Source organism: Verminephrobacter aporrectodeae subsp. tuberculatae At4 (genome assembly GCF_000193225.1).
GTDB lineage: Bacteria > Pseudomonadota > Gammaproteobacteria > Burkholderiales > Burkholderiaceae_C > Acidovorax > Acidovorax aporrectodeae.
Genome location: NZ_AFAL01000353.1, coordinates 1 through 21,952, shown reverse-complemented (window position 1 = coordinate 21,952; position 21,952 = coordinate 1). Strand labels below are relative to the sequence as shown.

The 21,952-nt window shown below is 63.0% G+C and carries 25 protein-coding genes and 1 pseudogene; 19 read left to right on the top strand and 7 right to left on the bottom strand.

Features of this window, described 5'->3' with window-relative positions; all coding sequences use genetic code 11:
• Positions 1 to 832, bottom strand: an 832-nt coding sequence (locus VTU_RS0107590) for a DUF58 domain-containing protein (protein ID WP_010102912.1), incomplete at its 3' end; no start/stop codon positions are given.
• A gap of 20 nt (positions 833 to 852) precedes the next feature.
• A complete protein-coding gene (locus VTU_RS0107585) occupies positions 853 to 1,773 on the bottom strand; it encodes an AAA family ATPase (protein ID WP_010102910.1) in 921 nt (306 codons plus the stop codon).
• 90 nt (positions 1,774 to 1,863) lie between these two features.
• Here VTU_RS0107585 and VTU_RS0107580 point away from each other — a divergent pair, with 90 nt between their 5' ends.
• Both VTU_RS0107580 and rpsT read left to right on the top strand, forming a co-directional pair.
• Positions 1,864 to 2,769, top strand: a complete 906-nt coding sequence (locus VTU_RS0107580) for a histone deacetylase family protein (RefSeq protein ID WP_050809454.1) — start codon at positions 1,864 to 1,866, stop codon at positions 2,767 to 2,769.
• Positions 2,770 to 2,878: 109 nt separating this feature from the next.
• Positions 2,879 to 3,178 (top strand): 30S ribosomal protein S20, encoded by a 300-nt coding sequence (rpsT, locus tag VTU_RS0107575; protein WP_010102908.1) that lies wholly within the window; start codon positions 2,879 to 2,881, stop codon positions 3,176 to 3,178.
• A 102-nt stretch (positions 3,179 to 3,280) separates the two neighbouring features.
• On the opposite strand, the gene VTU_RS0107570 is transcribed toward rpsT, so the two are convergent.
• The 4 genes and pseudogenes from VTU_RS0107570 to VTU_RS26470 form a co-directional block, all read right to left on the bottom strand.
• Entirely contained in the window at positions 3,281 to 3,910 is a 630-nt protein-coding gene (locus VTU_RS0107570; protein WP_010102907.1) for an ANTAR domain-containing response regulator, read from the bottom strand.
• On the bottom strand, positions 3,907 to 5,067 hold the full coding sequence (locus tag VTU_RS0107565; protein ID WP_010102905.1) for a transporter substrate-binding domain-containing protein: 1,161 nt from the start codon (positions 5,065 to 5,067) through the stop codon (positions 3,907 to 3,909). Before VTU_RS0107565 ends, VTU_RS0107570 begins: the two co-directional genes overlap by 4 nt.
• Positions 5,068 to 5,108: 41 nt before the next feature.
• The gene (locus VTU_RS0107560; RefSeq protein WP_010102903.1) at positions 5,109 to 5,816 is read right to left on the bottom strand and encodes a branched-chain amino acid ABC transporter ATP-binding protein; all 708 of its coding nucleotides are present in this window, start codon (positions 5,814 to 5,816) and stop codon (positions 5,109 to 5,111) included.
• Positions 5,813 to 7,144: pseudogene (locus VTU_RS26470) on the bottom strand (ATP-binding cassette domain-containing protein); the annotation flags it as partial. The gene VTU_RS0107560 and the pseudogene VTU_RS26470, both read right to left, overlap by 4 nt.
• A 121-nt stretch (positions 7,145 to 7,265) precedes the next feature.
• Between VTU_RS26470 and VTU_RS0107550 the strand changes: the two are divergent.
• Complete coding sequence (locus VTU_RS0107550) at positions 7,266 to 8,579, top strand: IS4 family transposase (protein ID WP_081479752.1); 1,314 nt, start codon at positions 7,266 to 7,268, stop codon at positions 8,577 to 8,579.
• Here VTU_RS0107550 and VTU_RS26465 read toward each other — a convergent pair.
• The gene (locus VTU_RS26465; RefSeq protein ID WP_010102900.1) at positions 8,528 to 9,040 is read right to left on the bottom strand and encodes an enolase C-terminal domain-like protein; all 513 of its coding nucleotides are present in this window, start codon (positions 9,038 to 9,040) and stop codon (positions 8,528 to 8,530) included. The genes VTU_RS0107550 and VTU_RS26465 overlap by 52 nt on opposite strands.
• A gap of 239 nt (positions 9,041 to 9,279) precedes the next feature.
• Between VTU_RS26465 and VTU_RS0107535 the strand changes: the two genes are divergently transcribed.
• The 16 genes from VTU_RS0107535 to VTU_RS0107470 all read left to right on the top strand — a co-directional run bounded on the left by VTU_RS0107535 (position 9,280) and on the right by VTU_RS0107470 (position 21,930).
• The gene (locus VTU_RS0107535; protein ID WP_201766105.1) at positions 9,280 to 10,092 is read left to right on the top strand and encodes a DUF2971 domain-containing protein; all 813 of its coding nucleotides are present in this window, start codon (positions 9,280 to 9,282) and stop codon (positions 10,090 to 10,092) included.
• A 111-nt stretch (positions 10,093 to 10,203) separates the two neighbouring features.
• The gene (locus tag VTU_RS0107530; protein ID WP_010102897.1) at positions 10,204 to 10,515 is read left to right on the top strand and encodes a nucleoside triphosphate pyrophosphohydrolase family protein; all 312 of its coding nucleotides are present in this window, start codon (positions 10,204 to 10,206) and stop codon (positions 10,513 to 10,515) included.
• Positions 10,509 to 11,162 (top strand): DUF6444 domain-containing protein, encoded by a 654-nt coding sequence (locus tag VTU_RS35835; protein ID WP_438873578.1) that lies wholly within the window; start codon positions 10,509 to 10,511, stop codon positions 11,160 to 11,162. Before VTU_RS0107530 ends, VTU_RS35835 begins: the two co-directional genes overlap by 7 nt.
• An 11-nt stretch (positions 11,163 to 11,173) precedes the next feature.
• A complete protein-coding gene (gene tnpC / locus VTU_RS35830; RefSeq protein WP_438873577.1) occupies positions 11,174 to 11,923 on the top strand; it encodes an IS66 family transposase in 750 nt (249 codons plus the stop codon).
• A 132-nt stretch (positions 11,924 to 12,055) separates the two neighbouring features.
• The gene (aepX, locus tag VTU_RS0107520) at positions 12,056 to 12,958 is read left to right on the top strand and encodes a phosphoenolpyruvate mutase (RefSeq protein WP_010102891.1); all 903 of its coding nucleotides are present in this window, start codon (positions 12,056 to 12,058) and stop codon (positions 12,956 to 12,958) included.
• Positions 12,955 to 14,148: a pyridoxal phosphate-dependent aminotransferase gene (locus VTU_RS0107515; protein ID WP_010102890.1), complete on the top strand. Its 1,194-nt coding sequence runs from the start codon at positions 12,955 to 12,957 to the stop codon at positions 14,146 to 14,148. Before aepX ends, VTU_RS0107515 begins: the two co-directional genes overlap by 4 nt.
• Positions 14,149 to 14,154: 6 nt before the next feature.
• A complete protein-coding gene (locus tag VTU_RS30630; RefSeq protein WP_010102889.1) occupies positions 14,155 to 14,904 on the top strand; it encodes a phosphocholine cytidylyltransferase family protein in 750 nt (249 codons plus the stop codon).
• 17 nt (positions 14,905 to 14,921) lie between these two features.
• Positions 14,922 to 15,551, top strand: a complete 630-nt coding sequence (locus VTU_RS0107505) for a CDP-alcohol phosphatidyltransferase family protein (protein WP_029554183.1) — start codon at positions 14,922 to 14,924, stop codon at positions 15,549 to 15,551.
• Positions 15,548 to 16,318 carry an SDR family oxidoreductase gene (locus tag VTU_RS0107500; protein ID WP_029554182.1) on the top strand — a complete coding sequence of 257 codons (771 nt, stop codon included), beginning with the start codon at positions 15,548 to 15,550 and terminating at the stop codon, positions 16,316 to 16,318. Before VTU_RS0107505 ends, VTU_RS0107500 begins: the two co-directional genes overlap by 4 nt.
• A gap of 14 nt (positions 16,319 to 16,332) precedes the next feature.
• The gene (locus VTU_RS0107495; RefSeq protein WP_010102884.1) at positions 16,333 to 17,574 is read left to right on the top strand and encodes an MFS transporter; all 1,242 of its coding nucleotides are present in this window, start codon (positions 16,333 to 16,335) and stop codon (positions 17,572 to 17,574) included.
• A complete protein-coding gene (locus tag VTU_RS26450) occupies positions 17,571 to 18,392 on the top strand; it encodes a metallophosphoesterase (RefSeq protein WP_010102882.1) in 822 nt (273 codons plus the stop codon). Before VTU_RS0107495 ends, VTU_RS26450 begins: the two co-directional genes overlap by 4 nt.
• A 5-nt stretch (positions 18,393 to 18,397) precedes the next feature.
• Positions 18,398 to 19,795, top strand: coding sequence for a circularly permuted type 2 ATP-grasp protein (locus VTU_RS26445; RefSeq protein ID WP_010102881.1), 1,398 nt, complete (start codon positions 18,398 to 18,400; stop codon positions 19,793 to 19,795).
• A 124-nt stretch (positions 19,796 to 19,919) separates the two neighbouring features.
• Positions 19,920 to 20,357: a hypothetical protein gene (locus VTU_RS0107480; protein ID WP_138927819.1), complete on the top strand. Its 438-nt coding sequence runs from the start codon at positions 19,920 to 19,922 to the stop codon at positions 20,355 to 20,357.
• Between the two features lie 170 nt (positions 20,358 to 20,527).
• Entirely contained in the window at positions 20,528 to 20,770 is a 243-nt protein-coding gene (locus VTU_RS33540; RefSeq protein ID WP_236610670.1) for a class II glutamine amidotransferase domain-containing protein, read from the top strand.
• 58 nt (positions 20,771 to 20,828) lie between these two features.
• Positions 20,829 to 21,329: a helix-turn-helix domain-containing protein gene (locus tag VTU_RS31265; protein WP_010102878.1), complete on the top strand. Its 501-nt coding sequence runs from the start codon at positions 20,829 to 20,831 to the stop codon at positions 21,327 to 21,329.
• A complete protein-coding gene (locus VTU_RS0107470) occupies positions 21,271 to 21,930 on the top strand; it encodes an IS630 family transposase (RefSeq protein ID WP_029554180.1) in 660 nt (219 codons plus the stop codon). Before VTU_RS31265 ends, VTU_RS0107470 begins: the two co-directional genes overlap by 59 nt.
• Positions 21,931 to 21,952: the final 22 nt, after the last annotated feature.

The window sequence follows — 21,952 nt, the reverse complement described above, 5'->3', positions numbered from 1 at the left end:
GGGCGTCGCGGCTGACGAGTTCGTCGCTGCCGCTGGCCAGCGTCCTTGCGGCCTTCTTCCACACCACGAGCTTGAGCGCGTCGCCACGCCGGTAGGCGCGCACGCCATCGAATTCTCCAACGCCTTGCGCGGGCGCGTTGCCGTCCGCGCGCGGTTCGCCGGGGGGCAGGGGCGGCGCCGGCATTTCGGGCGCCGGGTATACCAACACCTGCGCCGCAGGGCGCCAATAGGCCCAGACGCGAAAGCTGCCAAACGGAAAGCGCGTCTCGGCCATCAATGGGGGCAGGCGGTGCAGGCCGCGGTGCGTGGGCCGGAAGGACACCTGCACGCGGGCCTGGCCCTGCGCCGGAACGTCGGTCCAGGCCCAATGCGGGTCTGCCCGGTGCGCGCCATGCACGCACAGCGCGATGCCATGGCGCGGCGAACTGCGCGCGCTCGACAGCTGCACTTCGATGGTGCTGCTGCTGCCCAGGAAATGCGCCTCCGGGGCTTTCAGATGCAGGATGATTCCACGCAGGTTCGCGTGGCAGACGTACATTCCCGCGACGGCGCTGCCGGCGAGCAAAAAGGTGAACAGGTAGCCCAGGTTGAGCTGGAAGTTGATCGACGCGACGAGCAGCAGGCTCAGCGTCAGCGCCAGCATCCAGCCCGCGCCGGTGGGCAGGATGTAGACGTTGCGCTGCGTGAGCAGCAGGGTGTCGCAGAGCGGCAGCCGCGCCTGCCACCAGCGCTGAAAGCGCTGGCGCAGCGGCGCCAGGGGGTCGAGTCGGGCGAGGATGGCGCGGGCGGCAAGGCCCACCGGCGACCGGCCACCCGGAGCGGGCGTTTCCATGCTTGCCATGGACCCGGGACTCAGCGCAGGACCACGGCTTCGAGCATGGCGCGCACCTGCTCGAGCGCGCCGCGCCCGGCGTCGCCCACGGGCACCAGGCGGTGGGCGATGGTCTGCGGCAGCACGGCCTGCACATCGTCGGGCGCTGCGTAGTCGCGCCCGCTGATCAGCGCCTGCGCCTTGGCCGCGCGCAGCAGCGCGATTCCGGCGCGCGGGGACAGCCCCTGCAGGAACCAGCGGCCCGAGCGGGTGGCCGCAATCAGGTCCTGCACGTAGTCGAGCAGCGGCTCAGCCGTGTGCACGGCCTGCACCTGGCGCTGCAACTCGGCCAGGTCCTCTCCCGAGAGCAGCGGCAGCAGGCGCGCGACCATGTCGCGCCGGTCGGCGCCGGCGAGCAGCGTGCGCTCGGCCGCACGGTCGGGGTAGCCGATGGAGATGCGCATCAGAAAACGGTCCAACTGCGACTCGGGCAGCGCAAACGTGCCCAGCTGGTCGTGCGGGTTCTGGGTGGCGATCACGAAAAAGGGCTGCGGCAGGGCACGGGTCTCGCCCTCCACCGACACCTGCTTCTCCTCCATGGCTTCGAGCAGCGCGCTCTGCGTCTTCGGGCTGGCACGGTTGATTTCGTCGGCCAGCAGCACCTGGGCAAACACCGGACCCGGGTGGAACACGAAGGACTGCTTGCCGCGTTCGTACACCGAAACGCCCGTCAGGTCGCTGGGCATCAGGTCGGCCGTGAACTGCACGCGCGCGAACTGCAGGCCAAAAGTGTGCGACAACGCGTGCGCCAGCGTGGTCTTGCCCACGCCCGGCAGGTCTTCGATGAGCAGATGGCCACCCGCCAGCAGGCAGGCCACGCAGTCCTGCACCTGGGCCTTTTTGCCCACGATCACCGTGTTAAGCTGATCCAGAAGCGATTGGATCTTGTGCTGTGCGTGCATAGCCTGACGTTATCCGAAAAACATCCACTACGGGGACCGATTGTGGGCAGGACGGGCTATTTCACCCACCAAGATTGCACCAAGCACGAGATGGGCCCGGGCCACCCGGAGTGCCCGCAACGGCTCGCCGCGATCGAGGACCGTTTGCTGATCACCGGCGTGGCCGACGCGCTGGTGCACTACGAGGCGCCCGAGGCGTCGCTCAGCGACATCGAACTGGCGCACGACCGCATGCATGTGGCGGCGCTGCGCGGCATGTCCGAGCGGCTGAGCGAAGAGCGCGCCGCCGGCGGCCCCGACTACGCGCAGATCGACCCCGACACCGCCCTCAACGTCCACAGCTGGAAGGCCGCCCTGCGCGCCGCCGGGGCCGCGTTGGCGGCCACCGACGCGGTGCTCGCGGGCGAGATCGAGAACGCCTTTTGCGCCGTGCGCCCCCCGGGCCACCACGCCTGCCGCAGCAAGTCCATGGGCTTTTGCCTGTTCAACAACCTGGCCGTGGCCGCCCGATACGCGCTGCAACGCTACCGGCTACAGCGCGTGGCGGTGGTCGATTTCGACGTGCACCACGGCAACGGCACCGAGGACATCCTGGCGGGAGACCCCCGGGCGCTGATGGTCGGAATTTTTCAGCACCCCTTCTACCCCTACAGCGGCGACCGCGATCCGGCGCCCAATATGCTGAACGTGCCGGTACCCGCTTACACGCGCGGCATGGAGATCCGCGAGATCGTCAAGACCCTGTGGCTGCCCCGGCTCGAAGCCTTCCAGCCCGAGATGCTCTTCGTGAGCGCGGGCTTTGACGGCCACCGCGAGGACGACCTGGGCCAACTCGGCCTGAACGAGCAGGACTACGCCTGGATCACCGCGCGCGTGAAGGAGGTGGCGTGCCGGCACGCCAAGGGCCGCATCGTCTCGTGCCTGGAGGGCGGCTACGCGCTGGGCGCGCTGGCACGCAGCGTGGAGGCGCATCTGCGCGTCCTGGCCGACATTTGACCGGATCGATCGATCCATCCGCGCCCCATTGGGCACTTCGTCACCCCCCGGTCTGAACTACAATTGCGGGCTTTGCCGGCATCATCCACAGACTCGAAGGAAACGAACCATGGCATCTGCCAAACCAAAAAAGAAAAACCCGCGCCTGGCGTCGGGCCGCAAGCGCGTCCGCCAGGACGTCAAGATCAACGCCGCCAACACCTCCCTGCGGTCCAGATACCGCACCGCTGTCAAGAACGTCGAAAAGGCGGTTCTGGCTGGCGACAAGAGCAAGGCCAGCGAACTGTTCGCGAAGATGCAGTCCGTGGTTGACACCGTGGCCGACAAGGGAATCTTCCACAAAAACAAGGCGGCGCGCGACAAGAGCCGCCTGTCTGCCAAGGTGAAAACCCTGGCCCTGGCCGCCTGACCCGCTTCAGGCACACAGCCCGAACGGCAGCCGCCGTTCGCCGTTTGTAACGGGTGCGCTGCCGGCAAGGAAGAAAAAACCGCCCAAGGGCGGTTTTTTTCTTCAAGCACAGGTTGATGATCCACTCTTCCCCAGACCCAGCTTGTCCATGGTCTCATGCGCATGGATGACCATGGTGGCGACCTCGCCCACGGCAATGCGCAGGCTGGTCGCCCGCGAGCGCATATGCTCGTAAGCCTCGTTGTCGCTCAGGCCCTGGGCCTGCATCAGGATGCGGATGGCCTTCTCGATGGTCCGTCGCGCCTTGAGCGCCTCTTCGAGCTTGCCGATCTTGTTCTGTAAGCGCTGCTGGTAGCCGCTGCACGCGCGCGCAAGCACCAGCGTGTTCAGAACCCCGGTAGAGCGGTACGGTTTGGTGATGACGCCATGCGCCTGGGTGTCCAGGAGCAGTTTCAGGGCTGTCGGGTTTTCATAGTCGGACAGTGCAATCAGCGTGGCTTCGGTGTCTGCCGCGGACCAGCTTGCGCAGCCGCGCAGTTCCGGTCCGACGAGAAAGAAAACCACGTCGCAATCTCCCGGCAACTCGGCCGGCAAGGGCCAGATGGCGCGGACCGGGCAGCCAATCCGCCGCAGCTGCGCTTCCAGGATGCAGCGGTCGTCGCCGGGCGGGTGGACCACGGTGACGCGCAGCATGCGCAGGTCGTCAAACAGGCGGCGCGTGGCCGTGTTCATGCGGCCTCCCCCTCGATCCAGAAATCGGAAAACCCGTACGCCGTCAGGTAGGGGTCGGGCTTGATCGGACTGCGGCTTTCCCATACCACGTCGAATGCGCCATCGGGTCGGCAGACCGCGATGCGGGGGGTCAGGATGGCATGGTTGTTTCCCGGGTCGATGCGCAGCAGCCCTTCGGGCGAGTCGAATTCCACGGCGTGAACCGCTGCCACCAGCTTTTCGGTATCCAGGGTGCGCGCCCGGGCAAGCGCCAGGGCAAACAGATGCACTTGGTTGTAGGCCATCTCGGACCACATGCTCGCCGGCAGGGCTCCGAACCGGGTGCGCCACGACGCCAGAAAGCGCCGGTTGCTGTCATTGTCCAGCGTGTTCACGTAGCTTGCGGCAACGATATGACCGCCGCAGAGCGCGGGGCCGATCATCCGCGTTTCGTATTCGGTCATCGTCAGACTCGCGATCGGAATCCGGGCGGGGTCGATCCCATGCTCGCGGTAGAGCGTGTAGAACGCCCGCGCCGCGCGGCCAATGAGCGTCGAAAACACCACGTCCGGTTTGACCCCCTCGATGTCTTGCACCACGGGCTCCAGATCTGCCGGTCCTGCGTCGCTCGGCAGGTAAACCTCGGCAACGATTTCGCCGCCATGCTCTTGCACCATGTCGCGCATGATGCGATTCGATTCGCGCGGATAAATATAGTCGGCACCGACCAGAAAGAAGCGGCGTCCGCGGTGGCGCAGCAGCCAGGCTGCCAACTGCATGCTGTTCTGGTTGGGCACCGCGCCGGTATAAATGACGTTTGGCGAATACTCGAAGCCTTCATGGATCGAGCTGTACCACAGCAGCGCGTTGTTGCGCTCGATCACGGGCAGCACGGCTTTTCGGCTCGACGACGTGGAGCAACCAAAGATCACGCTGACGTCGTCTTCGCGCAGCAGATGCTGTGCCAGTTTGCGGTATTCGTTGGCGTCTCCCTTGGGGTCATGGACCACGGGGTCGAGCGGTCGGCCGGCAACGCCTCCCGCTGCATTGATCTCCTCGATCGCGAGCACGGTTCCGTAGAAATGCTCCGTCTCGGTCGCTTGCGTGATCCCTGCGCGCGAGAACAGCACACCGATGCGCCAACCAGGCTCGGGCGTGCAGGAAGGGTTTGCATTCATCTGAATCCTCCATCGATCGAAAAGACCAGCGCACTCGGTCCTCAGATGCGCAGGTGGCTGAAGATGGTGTGCGCAGCCGCTGCATCCTTCGTGTCGCCGCCATCGATGATTTCGCCCTGCTTCAAGACCTCGAAGCGATCGGCGACTTGCAACGCAAACGGAACATGCTGTTCGATCAGCAGCATCGTCGTCCCGTGCTGGCTGCGCTCCCACAGCAGGGCCTCGGCCAGGCGCGCGATGACCGAGGGTTGCAAACCTTCCGTGATTTCATCGAGCAGCATGATCGCCGGGCGCATCATCAGCGCGCGCGCAACCAGCAGCATCTTTTGTTCGCCACCGGAGAGCGTTCCCGCGCACTGTTTCAAACGGCTCTTGAACACCGGAAAAACCGCTGCGATGCCGGCGAAGCGCTCGTCGAAGACGGATGCCTTGGGCAGGCCCAGGCACAGGTTGTCGCGCACCGACAGATCCTGAAACAGTGCGTGCTCTTGCGCAGCGTAGGCCATGCCGGCCCGCGCGATCCGGTGCGGTGCAAGGCGGGTGATGTCTTGTCCGCCCATCTGAATCCGGCCGGTCTGCTTGGGCAGGTAGCCCATGATGGTCTTGAGCACGGTGGTCTTGCCCATGCCGTTCTTGCCCAGCAGGGCCAGGGCCTCGCCCCGGGCAAGCGCCATCGACAGGTTGCGCAGCACCAGCGCCGCCTGGTAGCCGCTGCTTACGTCCTGCAAGCACAGTGCCATCGGACTCATGGTGCGTCTGCCTGCGCGGTGCCCGCATAAATCGTTTTGACCAGTTCCGAATCGACGACTTCGTCGAAGCTGCCCTGGATCACGATGCCCCCCTGGTGCAGTACGACGATGCGGGTGGCAACCTCTTTCACGAAATCGAGATCGTGTTCGACCAGCACACAGCACAGCCGATACCGGTGCGCCAGCGTGACCAGCACGCTGCCAATCTGTGCGCGTTCGGTCCTGGTCAACCCCGCTGTCGGTTCGTCGAGCAGCACGATGCGGGGCTCGAGGGCCAGCACCATCGCCAGTTCCAGCGCCTGCTGCGCGCCGTGCGAGAGGTCCTTCGCCACGGTATCGAGCTTCTGGTCAAGGCCCGTGGTGCGCACCACGTCCAACGCATACGGCGGCAAGCCCAGCGTGCGTGCGCGCCGGATCAGCGACGGCCGTTCGGTGATCGTTGCGGCAATGCGCAGGCATTGCGCGACCGTCAGCGAGTCAAAAATAGGGGCATTCTGGAACTTGCGGCCCAATCCGAAATGCACGCAGCGCTCGGGCGGCAACTGCCCGACGTCGTTGCCACACAACACCACGGTTCCTGCGCACCGTTCGCCTCCGTCACTGATGCAGCGCATCAACGTTGTCTTGCCTGCACCGTTCGGACCGATCAGACCCAGCAGCTCGCCGGCGTCGGCATGCAGATCAATGCCCTGCAGCACCTTGAGGCTGCCAAAGTGCTTTGCGACCCCTTGCATGTGCAGCGCGGGAACAGGGGCTGCCTGCGGCGGTGCACGGGGAGCGCGCTCGACCAGGACCGGCGGCATGTCGCTGGCAACCAGTGCGCGCAGTGGCTTGAATGGCCGCAGCAGCAGCGGCACCAAACCCTGCGGGAGCAAGACGATGACCGCAACGAACGCAGTCCCCAGAATCAGCTGCCAGGCAAACGGCAGGCTCGCGCTCAGGTAGGCCGTCGCCACGTTGATCAGCAATGCGCCAACGACCGGACCCCACAGGGTCCCGCGGCCCCCGAGCGCGACCCAGATGATCAACTGCGTACCCAGGACGAAGCCGCTCAACTCCGGCGCCACGACACCACTGAACGAGCCATAGCCAAAGCCCGCAATGCCGGCGACGATCGCCGCCGCAACCAGCAGGACGATCTTCACGCGCAAGGTATGGATGCCCAGGTACGCGCAGCGCGATTCGTTATCGCGAATCGCCACCAGCACCCGGCCCGCATCGCTTTGCACGAAGAACCAGGCCAGCGTCGAGATCAGCAGCAGGCCCATGCCGGCGATCCGGTACCAGGCGTCCAACGACAGGTCGAAACTCTGATAGCCCGTCAGTCCCACCCCTTTCAAGGTCTTGGAAACCGATTCCGCTAAGCTCATGTTCCCTGGACACCACATGAGGCAAGCGATGCTGGAAGAAGTACTGAAGCGATTCGAGAGGCAAGCACCGATCAGCGTGATGGCTCGTGTGGCGCTGGAGCGGGCGATCGATCCGGGCTGGGTCGACGAAGTGTTCGAGGCAAGCCGGCAGCGCCAGTACCCCAGAGAGTTGTTGTTTTCCACGGTGGTGGAAATGGTGACGCTGGTTTCGCTGGGTTTGCGCCCATCGCTGCATGCGGCGGCCAAACAAGCGGGCAATCTGCCGGTGTCGCTGGCCGCGTTGTATGACAAGGTCAAGCGCACCGAGCCGGCCATTGTGCGTGCCCTGGTGCACGGCAGTGGCGAACGTTTGCAGCCGGTGGTGCAAGCCATGGGAATGGAACCCAGCTTGCCAGGCTGGCGTTTGCGTGTGCTCGATGGTAATCACCTGCCGGCCAGCGAGAAGCGCCTGGCGCCATTGCGCGAGCAACGAGGCGCAGCCCTGCCGGGGTACAGCTTGGTGGTGTATGACCCCGACAGTGGCTTGGTGCGCGACATCGTTGCGTGCGAGGACGCGTACACGCAAGAGCGTTCGACGACGGCCCCACTACTGGCCAGCGCCCAGGAAGGCGAATTGTGGATAGCCGATCGCAACTTTTGCACGCACACCATCATGCAAGGTTGGCACGACGCCAAGGCCGGTTTTATCGTGCGTGAACATGCAAAGCATCCCAAACTGCTCACAGTAGGGGCGATGCAGTTGTGCGCACGCATCGAGACGGGCGAAGTCCATGAGCAGGCCATTGAGATCAGGCAAGACCAAGCGCCGTGGCGGCGCATCGAACTGCGCTTGGACACACCTACCGAAGCGGGCGACACAACCATCGCGCTGTGGAGCAACTTGCCCTCCACGGTGAGCGCGCAGCAGATTGCGCAGTTGTATCGCAAGCGCTGGCGGATCGAGGAGATGTTCCAGCGACTGGAGTCGGTGTTGCACAGCGAACTGCGCAGCCTGGGTCACCCGCGCGCAGCGCTGCTGGGTTTTGCGGTGGCGGTGCTGGCCTACAACGTTCTGTCGGTACTCAAACGCAGCGTGGAGCAGGCGCATCGCGATGACAGCAAGCCCGCCTTGGACGTATCGACGTACCACCTGGCGGTCAATCTGCGCAGCAGCTACGAAGGCATGTTGATCGCGCTACCAGCTGTGCACTGGACAACATGGTCATGCGCTGAACCCCAGCGCATCGCTGAACGTTTGCTGGAACTGGCCAGCCATCTCAATCCACGCACCGTCAGCACCGCCAAGCGCGGTCCCAAGATCAACAAGCCCAAAGGCTACGTTGATGCCTCCATTGCTCGATCTCATGTCTCTACCGCTCGGGTGCTCATGGGAACTTGCTCACCAACACCTTGAAAGGGGTGCCGCTGATACCCCGATACCGTCCACTCGCGCTCGCCGCTGGCGATGGGCACGCTCAGCGCCCGCTTGAGCGCGCGGTAGTCCTGCAAATGCGTAGGGTAGAACGGTTCCTCGATCCAGCCAATGCGGTGCTCGGCCATGCGCCGCACCGTATCGATTGCGGTCAGGGCATCCCAGCGCAGGCCATTGCCGACGTCCACGAGGATCTCCGCGTCCCCTCCCGCCTCGCGACGCAGACCTGCCACGAGTGCAATGCTGCTTTCCGGGTCGTGGCCGACGGTGGAAAGAGACTTCTTGCCCAGCCCCAGCTTCACGCTGCGAAAACCTGCCGAGAAAAAGCCCAAGGCCTCATCAATGCAGGCGGACAGGCTGGCCTTGTTCACGTGGCAGCTGGCGTTGGCCGGCAGGCGCTCATGGACCCGGCCCCAGAGCGCCGAAAGGGGTCGGCCCTCCATTTGGGTATTTCGGCGAGCGTGACCGCCCATTTCGGCATCGTGACCGCCGATTTCGGAACCGTGACCGCCCATTTCGGTGACGTGACCGAGGGACAATAGAAAAACACAAGAAAAAACTCGAACGATACTCAGGTATCGTTGCCTGCAACACCCGACAAGGAGGCCTCAACCAGTCAATCCATACCCCTCTCTACAATCTCAACCGCGTAACCCCAGACCCAGCGCTCAAATCGGTCACGATGCCGAAATGGGCGGTCACGCTCGCCGAAATACCCAAAACCAAATCAACCGCGATGGACACAGCCCTCGCGGTCACAGGAGGCACTATGCGCATTGCTTTCGATGAGTCCGTTGATCTTGAGGAGCCCCTTTGGCGCTACTTCAAGACTGAGCGTTTTCTAGATCTACTGAATACAGGTGAACTCTACTTTGCGTCCGCCCGTCAATTTCAGGATCCCTTCGAAGGCGCCGTCGCCGTGTTAGCGCCAGGCTTCCCGGTAGACCCAAGATATGCATATCTCGAGTCCGGCGAAAAGGCCTTCGAGGAGCTGCGCCGTCTAACAAAGATCAACTGCTGGCACCGCGCATCATACGAGAGCGATGCTATGTGGCAGTTGTATGCGGGCGCCTGGAAGGGGGTTGCCATCCGCACCACGCCGAGCCGCATAGCTGCTGCGGCGACGCCATTTCGCATCAAGCCGGAATACGAGCACGAGGAGCTTTGGGCAGGCAACGTCCGATATGTAGACCTCCTGAAGGAGCGACTCCGCGTCAGCATGCTGGACCGCTTCTGGTACAAGCACATGGCCTTTTCGTGGGAGCGTGAGTTTCGGCTTGCGATCTCGCTACGTTCGGCAGAGGAGTTCGGCGTAGCCGTACCGGTGGATGGCATCAAGGTTGCGTTCGATATTGCTCAACTTGTTGAGCGCATCTTCATAGGACCGTCTCTTGCGGAGGCAGACACCAAGGCTGTCCGTCAGGCAGCAGAAGCTTCGGGCTTGGCTGAGCGTGTGCGTGTTTCCAGCATGCTGGGAACGCCGCGCTACACGTAGTGGTGGCGAATCCTCAGGTTGTTCAAGCGAACGTGACAGGACGCCTGGGACGTGGCTATCGCTGCCGATTCGGGCTACTTTCTAGGGACGGTTTACACAAGAAGGAAAAAAATGGAACTCGACGAATATCAACGTCAGGCAAATAGCACGGACCAGACGGCGGATAAAAACGAGACAGCTTCATGGCTAACGTCGGTATTGGGCCTAGCTGGTCGGTCTGGTGCCCTGGCAACCGAGTACTTGCGTTACGTGCGCGATGGTGCTGCGTATCAGGCGTTCAATCAGCACATCGGAGAAACCCTAGGCGACCTGTTGTGGTACATCGCGAACATCGCGAGTAAAAACAACTTTTCACTTGAACATATCGCAGAGGTGACTGTTCAGCCTCTCGAACATGAATCGGTGATACTCGCCCCATGCTGAAAGCCTTCGACACTTCAACGCTGAGCCACGAGGAGAAGGATGCATTGATTGGACAGTTGGTCGTTCGGGTCCAAGAGTTGGTCGCCCGGATCCAAGAGTTGGAATCGCGTCTGTCCAAGAACAGCCGCAACTCAAGCAAACCCCCATCGTCTGATGGTCTGAAGAAGACGCAGTCATTGCGTCGCAAGTCTGGCAAACGCCCAGGTGGGCAAGTCGGTCATGCCGGCAAAACGCTGCGCCAAGCGGCGGTTGCAGATCACGTCATCGAGCAAGAACTGCCTGAGCACTGCGATGCCTGTCACGCAGCATTGCCTGTAGCCCAAGCGCAAGTACAGGAGCGCCGTCAGGTGCTCGATATCCCCGTTGCCCGCCATGAGGTCACGGAGTACCGAACGCTGAGCTTGGTCTGTCAGTGCGGCAAATTGCACGAGAGCCGCTTTCCCGAGAAGGTGACCGAGCATGTGCAGTACGGCCCCAACATACGTGCCGTAGCGGTGCACTTCACACAAGGTCAGCTGCTGCCCTATGCGCGCACCAGCGAGTTGATGGCTGACCTGTACCAGTTGGACATCTCACCGGGCACGCTGCATGGCTGGACGCGCGAGGCCGACGCGTTGCTCAGCCCCTCGGTCCAAGCCAGCAGGTGAGCCAATCGCCCGTGGTCCATGTCGATGAATCGGGTCTGCGCGTACAGGCCAAGTTGCAGTGGCTGCACACCAGCGTCACCCCGACGCATACGTGGTATGGCGTACATCCCAAACGGGGCATCGAGGCAGTCAATGCGTTCGGTGTTCTGAAGGACTACGTTGGTGTGCTGGTGCATGACTGCTGGGCGCCATACTGGTTGATCCAATGCGTGCATGCGTTGTGCAATGCGCACCTGCTGCGCGAGCTGACCTTCTTGGCCCAGAGCAGTGGTCAAGCTTGGCCGCAACGCATGATGGACATGCTGCTGGCAGCGCATCGAGGCTGCGAACGGGCCCGCACACAGGGAATCACAGCGGTGCCGTCACGCCAAGTGCTGCGTTGGATAAGACGCTACCGTGCCCTGTTGGATGAGGGGCAAGCGCTCAACCCGCAGCGCGTCAAGGAGCAGGGCAAACGCGGGCGGGCCAAGCAGTCGGATGCATTCAATTTGCTGCGGTGTCTGCGCGATCATGAGCAAGAGGTGCTGCGCTTTGCGCGCGACCTGTCGGTGCCTTTCACGAACAACTTGGCCGAGCGGGCCATCCGGATGCCGAAGGTCAAGCAAAAAATCTCGGGCTGCTTGCGCACCTTTGCCGGGGCGCAAAGCTTCTGCACGATCCGCTCCTATCTGGACACTGCTCGCAAGCATGGGATTGGCATGCTTGAGGCACTACGGGCTGCGTTCAATGGTGCTCCGATGGAGTTTGTCGGTAGCGGCTGAATAGTCACCGGCAAGTCTCTTTTCGGCAGAAGGCTATCCACCCCGTGGCATCAGCTGACGACTGACGCCTGTTCCGTGCCACAGGGGAGATGCATTCCCGGCACTTTATTGAAGGCAAAGAAGGAGAGAAGAATGAAATCTACCAGGGAGAGCGACAACGATCGACTCAAGGGTCGATCGATCTCGTTCGATGAGCCCCTCTTCTTCATGGAGGCCCATGACGGACTGTCGGCGCTCATTGCGGAGCATACGGGATTCAAGGCGATATGGGCTTCCGGGTTGTCGATCTCGACAGCGCTCGGACGCCGCGACGCAAGCGAGATCTGCCCGGCAGAGATGTTGCGGGTGTTCGAACGCATAGCCGAGGTGACGACTGTTCCTGTCCTCGTTGATGCGGACTCTGGATACGGGAACTTCAACAACGCCCGGCTTGCCGCGAGAAAGCTCGCCCAGTACAGCATTTCGGGAATGTGCATCGAAGACAAACTGCACCCCAAGATGAACTCGTTCGTCGGCTCAGGACAGGCGCTGGCCGACGCGCAGGAGTTCTGCGGAAAGATAAAGGCCATCCGCGACCAGGGGCTAGGCAATTTCGCCGTCGTGGCACGCACGGAAGCCTTGATCTCCGGCCTCGGCATGGGCGAGGCCCTGGACCGCGCTGCCGCCTACCTCGATGCTGGGGCTGATGCGATCCTGATCCATTCGAAGCGTCCAGATGCGAACGAGATCTTCGAGTTCCTGCGCCAGTGGGAAGGACGCTGCCCCGTCGTGGTGGTTCCGACCACCTACTACCAGACGCCCGCGTCTGAACTGATCCGCGCCGGCGCCCGGGGCGTCATCTGGGCCAACCACAGCATTCGCGCCTCGGTGGCGGCGATGAAGAAGGCATGTGAGTCCATTCGCGAACAGGGAGGCGTACAACACCTCGAGTCCAATGTCGAATCATTGGGGGGGTTGTTCAAACTTCTTGACTACGACGAGCTAGCATCCGCCGAGAAGCGATACCTCCCTCCGATGGGCGGGGTGCGGGCATGAGCATGTTCACCGCCAGAGTCGACGGCCTGAAGGCCGAGAAGAATTCCGCCCAGCGCATCGTCGCAAAGCAGCTCGAGGAAAGTGGTAGGTCGATCATTGATCTCTCCGCCGGAGAGCTGGACGAGCCGGCACCAGCCGTCATTCGCGATGCCGCGCGCGAAGCGCTCGGCACCGCGTCGAACCGCTACACAGAGACCATCGGTTTGCCACTGCTGCGACGGCAACTAGCCGCCATGCTCAGCACACGAACCGGGCGCTCCTGGAACGCCGACCAGGTCGCAGTCACGGCGGGCGCCAAGCAGGCGCTGTTCAACATTGCATTGGCCCTGTTCGACAGCGGTGACGAGGTCATCATTCCGTCGCCGCACTGGACCACCTTTCCGGCGCAGGTGAAGCTGGCGGGCGCAACGCCGGTCCTGTTCGACACTCGGGATGCGGCATACCAGCTCGACGTGTCCAGCCTGGCGCGGCGCATCACGCCCCGCACGAAGGCCATCGTCCTGAACTCGCCGCACAATCCGACAGGGACCGTCTACAGCAACGAATCGATGCGCGAGGTGGGCGCATTGGCGCAGCGTCACGGCCTGTTCGCCATACTGGACCAATGCTACGGCGATTTCGTGTTCGCCGACCGCGATGGGGTTCGTGCCCATGACGTGAACTGCTTTGATCCATCCAAGCTGCTGGTGGTCGACTCGTTCTCGAAAGCGGTGGCGCTGACCGGCTGGCGCCTCGGATATGTCGCCGGAGATCCCGCCCTCATCGCCGTGATCAGGGCCATCCAGACCCACACGACGTCCAACCCCAATTCGTTGGCGCAAGCCGCGTTGTGCGCCGCCATGCCCGTTGGATGGGCCGACTTCACACAAGGCGTGCGGGCCAAGCTCGGTGCGAACCGGGACCTGATCGTGACGAACCTGTGCGGGCGCACCGATGTCCGCGTGCCGCACCCGGAGGGTGGATTCTTTGCCTACCTTGACGTCCGTGACTGGCGACGGCCAGCCGCTTCTGGTGGACCGGCCGTTGCCGAGGAGTTCTGCACCGAGCTCCTGAAGCGCGAGTGCGTGATGCTGGTGCCGGGTACAGCGTTCGGCGACCCCCATGGGGTCCGGCTGTCGTTCACGCCCCGCCGGGAGGTGCTGGACCAGAGTCTCCAGGCCATCGTGCGCTTTCTCGATTTGACGAGGTAACTCCCCATGAAGCGCGCTCTCATTCTTGCCGCAGGCATGGGCACCCGCCTGCATCCATTCACAGCCGACCGTCCCAAAGCCCTGGTCGAGTTCCGGGGCGACAGCATGATCGAGCGGGCGGTCGCGGCACTGCGTCGCTCAGGCATCCGCGAGATCGGCATCGTCATCGGGTACAAGGGACAGCTGCTGCGCGACAGGTTGACGCAACGCTTCGGCAGCAGCGTAGACATCAGCTACTTCGAATCCGACCGCTATGAGTCGACGGGGACGGCCTATTCCTTCCTGCTCGCCGCCGCGCACTTCCGCGACGATTGCCTGCTGCTCGAAGGCGATGTCGTTTTCGAAGATGCGCTGCTCTCTCGACTGCTGAACGACGGGCGGGCCGACAGTTTGGCCACTCTGGCGGCGTTCCGCCCGCCGCTGGAAGGCACAACCGTCGACCTCCGCGCCGCGGATCGCATCGTCGACTTCCACAAGAGAACGGTTCCTGGCACCTTTGCGGACAGGTTCAAGACGATCAACGTCTATCGGTTCACCCGCAGCGACCTCGCTGGGATGCTCGATAGGGCAAAGAGGCTGGTTCACCAGGACCCGAAGGCCTACCTGGAGGACGTGCTCGGCGCGCTGGTGAGGGATGCGGCCATTCACCTGCGAGGCATAGATTGCACCGACTTGCTGTGGGCGGAGATCGACACGGCGGAAGACATGCACCTGGCCGAGCTTGCATTCGGTGCATTTCCCGCAGGCGCGCGATGAGCAGGCGGGGCGCGTACATGCTTCGTCTACTGTGGGACTGGCCGAACGCGATCACGGCGACGGGACTGGCCGTCGCGGTACTGGCGCTTAACGCGGCCCGGCATGACCGATTCCTGTCGGTGCTGCTTCTGCTGTGGGCCGTCATGTGCGATCACCTCGACGGAACCGTCGCCAAAAAACTCAAAGCGCGACATCCCGGAGCCGCAAAGATCGGGGGCGACCTGGACTCGTTCGCCGACATGGTGACCGGTGGTGTGGTGCCCGCATTCCTGGTGCTGTCATACGGGCGGCCCCATGTCTTTGCGCTTGTCGCCGCTGCTCTGCTGGTCGTGTGCGCCGGCCTGCGCCTCGCGTATTTCAACAATTTCGGGTTGACGGACGCCGGACGGTTCCACGGCATGCCGATGACCTACAACGCGCCGCTGCTGTCGCTGCTCCTTGTCGCCACGTCGATGGCCTCTCCCAATGCCCAGGCGCTGAGCTGGTGCATCGCGGCCACGCTGATGGCAGCCCTCCACGTCAGCGATGTACGGCCGCGGCCGATTCGTGGCGTCGGCGTGCTGTACTACCTTGTCTTCGCCGTGGTCGCGTCCGTGCTGCTCTTGTACGTCCGATCGATTTCGATCATGCAGGGACAACCCGCATGACTCCTCCTCTCAGCGGAAAGCGTGCGCTTGTGCTCGGTGCTGCCCACGGGGTGGGACTTGCCTGCGCCAATGAACTGGCGGCTCACGGAGCCAGCGTCACGGCGGTGTATCGCGCCAGGCCGCCCGATTTCGCCCAGGCAGAAGTGGACCGGCAGGCGGGACTCGAATGGATCTGCGCCGACCAGACGACCGAACGTGGTTTCGAGACCATCATGTCGGCATGCCCGGACCCGGACGTCCTGGTCATCGTTCCGCCGCGAGTGCCGCTTGGCAGTGGGCTTGACATCAACCTCGACGCATACCGCGTAGCGCACGAGAGTAACTGCATTGCACCGCTGCGCTTCGTTCTCGGCATGGCACCACGTATGCGAGCGCAGCGTTTTGGCCGGATAGTTGCGATCTCCGGTGCATCCACCAAGGCGCCAATCCCGTCCCACGCGGCAGTGAATGCCGCCAGAGTCGCGCTCCTGGCAGCCATCTCGGGTATTGCGCGAGAGATCGCATCGTCGAATGTAACGATCAACGCCGTCCTGCTAGGTCCGACCGATACGCCCGGGCTGGTCGAGCGATGGCAGGCTCGGGCACAGGAGAGGGGCATTCCCTACGAGCAGCTCTTCGATGAGTCATGCGCACGCATACCCTCGGGGCGCCTCGGCAGGCCGCAGGAATGTGCGGCGCTGTGCATGCTCCTGTGCAGTCCTGCCATGGGGCACCTTACGGCACAGAACATCCTTCTCGATGGTGGGGCGACCCCAGGCCTCTTCTGAACCCGCGCGACGCGATGAACGTGTTCAAGAACCTGCTCCTCGATCGCGCCGAAGATCGCCGCCTGGTGTTCTTGCTGGGTCTGTGCCAGATCATGTCCTGGGGAAGCACCTACTACTCCTTCACCGTCCTCGTTGGACCCATGCGGGCGGAAATGGGTTGGTCGCTCGAACAGGTGACGACTCCGTTCTCGGCCGCGCTCGTCGTTGCGGCTCTCGTCAGTCCGCTCTTCGGCAAGCGGATGGACACGGTGGGCTCAAAGGGGCTGATGGTGCTGGGCTACGCCCTCGCCGCAATCGCGTTCGTCCTGTGGTCCCGCGTGTCGAGCTACCTGGCGTACTGGATGGCCTGGCTGCTCATGGCATTGGCGATGAAGGGAGTACTCCTGCAGCCGGTATTCGCGCTGCTGGTGAAGCGACTGGGACCTCAGGCGAAGAAGGCGGTCACGTCCCTCACACTTTTTACGGCCGTCTCCGCATCGATCTTCGTACCCTTCTCGGAAAGGATCATCTCGGCTTTCGGGTGGCGCACCGCGCTCCTCATTCTGGGCTCGCTGCATGTGCTGTGTCTGGCGATCGTTGTATGGGCCGTGCCGCAAGGCGTTCAATGTGCCGGCAATACGACGCCCGGAAAGCGCGTGGGCTGGAATCGCAGCGTGCTGACGGCGGCCGCCCGCAATCCGCGCGTGTGGGGTGTGGTGGCCCTGATGTCGTTGTCGGGATTCATCTCCACGGCGCTCGCCGTCCACCTGATCCCGCTGCTCACGGCGAAAGGCTACGCGGTGCAGACGGTGGCCAGCGCGTTTGCCTTGTCGGGGGCAGTCCAAGTGGCGTTGCGGATTGCATTGATCCACTTCGACAAACGCTACAGCATCCGCGCTTTGGGTATCGTCTCCGGACTGACCCAGTTGGGCGCGACGATCGCCCTGTGGCTCTGCGCAAACGACAACGTGGCGTTGCTGGTTCTCTTCATGGCGCTTTGGGGTGCCACCGGCAGCTTGAGCCTCATCGTTGGAGCTTTGGCCACCGCCGAATTCCTCGGCACCGACGGCTACGCCACGGTCCAAGGCGCCATGGCGCTACCCATCTCGATCGTGAGAGCGGCAGCGCCGTCCGTCCTGGCGTTTGTCTCGATGCTCGGAGCTTCACACGAGGTGTTGCCGCCGGTGCTGTGTGCAGTGGCCGCCGTCGCCGCGATCGCGTACATGTCGTTGGCCCGCGTACGGCTCGCCGACAAGCCCGTGGAGGCCGCAACGTGAACTCGGCCACGCTGGACGCGAAGTTGATATTGATCGCCGATCCGCACCTGGTCTGCCCTGACCAGGTGCTACACGGCAAATCACCCGGTGCACGTCTGCAGGCCGTGATCGCGCACATCAACGAGTACCACGCGGATGCCGAGATGTGCATCATCCTCGGGGATCTCGCCCATGGCGGACGTGTCGACGAGTACCGATACCTGGAGGAGACCTTGGCGGGGTGCGCCATTCCTTACCGGTTGATCCCCGGGAACCATGACATCCGCGGCAACATGCTTGCCGTGTTCGACGGCACGCGAACCGAGGTGCCCGGGTTCATCATGTGGGCGGAGGTGCGACCGTATGCGCGCCTGGTCTTCCTTGATACCGTGCAGGAAGGGAGGTCGGCAGCGGCGTTCTGCGAGCGACGCCTCGCGTGGCTGCGCGCGACCTTGGATGCTTCACAGGAGCCACTCTTGCTGATGCTGCATCATCCTCCTCTGGCGCTCGGCTTTCCGCGGCTGGATCCAACCGCACTCGACTCTCCCGAGTTGGAGTTCCTGCTTCACGAAAACGCGCACAGAATCAAACTGCTGGCCTTCGGACATGTCCACAGATCCATTGCCGGGCAGTGGCTCGGCATTCCGATCTGCGGTCTTTGGAGTTGTGCACATCAGCACACGAAGCAACGGCAGTCGCCTTGTCTGGACGACGACGTTCGCTGCGATCCTCCCTGGTTTGGAATCGTGCGGATCGCCCCCGACGCCACCACGTTCCATCTGCGGACCATTGAGCTCGATGCCCTGGCACGTTGCAGTGCCCGCGTCGCCGAAGCCTGACCCGCATGCACACCTACGACCCCTGCGCATTCGACGAGCCGGGAATCTCGGTCTTCGATCCCCGAGCCATTGCGTTGTCCAGCGCGCGGGAGTGGGATGCAAGGTGCCGGGACTTGATCTCCCGCCATGCGTTGACGCGCTTGGAACGACAAGGCCCCCCCGAGTTCGGTGTCCCGATCCGGTTCGACGGCATTCCCCGGGTCATCGATGCTGCGGCTTGGTCGCTGCTGGAGCGCGGCCTGCATCAGCGAGCCGTCGCGCTGAATCGCTTTTTGCACGACATCTATACCGACGGCACCATCTACGCCTCCGGGATCATGAGCCGCGAAGAGGTTGAAGCGAACCCGCATTTCTTCCCGTTGGCTGTCGAATGCAACGGAGGGCAACCGCCTGAAGCTCGCATTTGGGGGATGGATGTAGCCCGGGTTGGTCACGATGTGATGGCTGTCATCGAGGACAACGTCCGCTCTCCAGGTCTCTTGAGCTTCGTTGCCATCACGCGGTGGCTTTCCATGACCGCCGGTGTGCTGACGCAGACGCTGGCGTCGACATTCCATCCCGTTGAGCCGCTTGGCGAACTGCTGCGCCGTTGCCTAGTGTCCGCTGCTGACTCCTGGCGCGCCGATCCGCTGGTGGTCATGCTGACGACGTCGTCGCAGGACGGCGGGAGCTTCTACGAACACACTGTGTTCTCGCATCAAACGGGAATACCAATGGTGTGCCCGGATGACTTGTTCGTTCGCGCCGACGTGCTCTACCTGAGGACACCGAGCGGACCTCGTCGCGTCGACGTGGTCTATCGCCGAAGCCAGGAGAACGCGATCGATCCCGATCACTTCGGCACGACCGCTCCCGTCGGGATCCCGGGGCTGGTCAGGGCGCTGCGAGCGGGTAACTGCCGCCTGGTGAACCCGCTGGGCAGCGGAATCGCCAATGACAAGGCGCTATACGCGCACGTGCCGACGATGATCCGCTTCTACCTGGGAGCAGAGCCCATTCTCGCGAACGTGCCGACCTGGTGGACAGGCGAGGCGCTCGCCCGAGAGTTCGTTCTCTCCAATCTCGCCACGATTGTGACCAAGCCCAGGAATGGCAACGGGGGCAAGGGTGTGCTGATCGGTCCGCACGCCAGTCCCGAACAGCTGGCTGCTCGTGCCGGGGAGATCGCCAAACAACCAGAGGGGTTCGTTGCACAGACCGTCCAGTGCATGAGCCTGGTTCGCTGGTTCGACGGCGAAAGCATTCAGCCGCGACATGCAGACCTGAGGGCGTTTGTGCTCCTGGACGGCGACCGCGCGATCGTGCCTCGTGCGGCAGTAACCCGCGTCGCGGCTGACGGCGGGCTCATGACCAACATCTCGCGGGGCGCCGGAATGAAGGACACGTGGATTGAAGCCGGCTGAGGTATGCACGACGCGATCGTGCCGCAATCACTCTGTGCTGGGGTTCTGGATTGCGCATGCCATCCGGACGCTTCAACGCCAGGCGGCTTCTGACGATGGGTCGCTGCAACCGGAGCTCAGGGATGTGACCGCGATTCTGGTGACGCTGTGCGTCGTCTCGAGGAACGAGATGTGGGTGGATGGATTGGACCTGTTTGCGCAGCTGCGCCAAGCCTCCCGGGTCGCCGATCCTTCGAACCGCATCGATGCGCTGCGGCGCGCCGAGAGCCTGCTGATTCACATGCCGCTTTGCAGCGAGCGCCGCGCCGCGGCAAGGCTCGGGCGATGGTTGGCACGACGCTCGCTCCTCGTGCACCGATGGCACGCCAGCCAGCAACAGGCGGCCCGTGAATCCCATGCGCATGTGGTCCCCCGGTGGCTATTTGAAGCCGTAGCAGGGAAGTCCCTCGCCGGCGAGTACGTATCGATTGGCGACCGAGACGGTGACGCAACGGCTGAACGCATCCTTCTCGATGGCCTGCTGTCGGCTGCTGGACACCCCAACCACCTCATGGAGAAATGATGACTCGATTCAGTGGCGCAACTCACGACGCCGAGGGAGTGGCCGCGGCGCAGTTGTACTCAGCGGAGGCGCGGATAGGCGGGCCTCTGCGCCAATGGTCTCCGGAGTCAACGGTAGCGTTCTTCCAGGAGCTCGACGGATGCACAGGCGCCGGGCACAGTGGCCCCGTGATGTTCCACGGCTTCCTGGCCAACGAGAGGCAGCTCCGAAGGAAGATCGGGATTCGCGATGAAAGCGAAGTACCGCTTGCGCAGCTCGTGCAGCGGCTGTACGAACTGTTCGGACCCTCGGCCTTCGAGCGGCTCGAAGGACATTTCGCGGCGGTGGTCTGGGACTCGGGCCGCAAGCAGCTCTTACTCGCTCGCGACCGCTTCGGTCTCTACACGATCTACTACGCTAGTACCGACGCCTAGGATTCATGGAACATGAGTAAAATCTTGCCATCACTAATTTATGACCAGGGGTGTTGCTATGCGCCAGACCGAACTGCACTTGACCAACAAAGACCGCAAAACGGTGGGCAAGATGCGCAGCAAGGGACTGCATCATTCGCGAGAGGTCAACCGTGCGCATGTGCTGTGGTGCTTAGATCAGAACGTTCCGGAGTCCCAGATCATGGCCGTGCTGGGGATAGGGAGGACCACTGTGTGGCGCACACGCTTGGCGTATCTGGAAGGTGGACTAAAGTTGGCGCTGTTCGATTTGAAGCGCTCAGGTGGGCCTTGCAAGTACGACACGGACGACGAAGCGCGGGTGGTGGCGCTGGCTTGTTCGGCACCTCCTTCGGGGCGCAACCGCTGGACGCTGATGGAGCTCGAACACGCTATACGCCAAGAGCCTGGCCTCAGTTGCATGGGTCGGGATACGGTGCGACGCATACTAAAAAAACTACTTGAGACCCTGGCGCAGGGTGATGTGGTGCATCGGCCTGCTGACGCAAGAGTACCGGCGGCGCATGTACAACGTGCTTAGGCTGTACGCCAAGCCGCTGCGGGCAACTGAGCCAGTGATCTGCATCGACGAGAAGAGTCTTCAACTCGTCGAGCACAGTCGTGCACCGCTGCCGATGGATCGGGGCAGTCCTGCCAAGGTGGACTACGAATATGTGCGTAAGGGCACGAGCAATCTGTTTGTGGCCGTCGAACCGAAGGCAGGTAGGCGCGTAGTCTCGGTGACTGAACGCCGGTGCAAGGTGGATTTCGTAGGGTTCGTCCAAGAGTTGCTGACGAACAACTACGCCAATGCGCGCCGGGTTCATCTGGTTTTGGACAATCTGAACACACACTTCAGAAAGTCCTTCGAGGACGTGCTGGGCAAGACAGCGGCAGACAAGCTCTTGCGCCGAGTGGACTTTCACTACACCCCCAAACACGCCAGTTGGCTGAACATGGCCGAGGTTGAAATCAGCGTCCTGAGTCGTCAGTGCTTGGACCGACGGATGGGCAGTCGAGAATTTCTGCGAGACGAAGTCGATGCGTGGCAGCAGGCTAGAAACGCTCAGCGGCGAACCATTGAGTGGAAGTTCACGCGGCAGGATGCGGATGAAAAATTGGGGCGCCATTATGTTTCATAACTCCTAGGCGTCGGTACTAGGG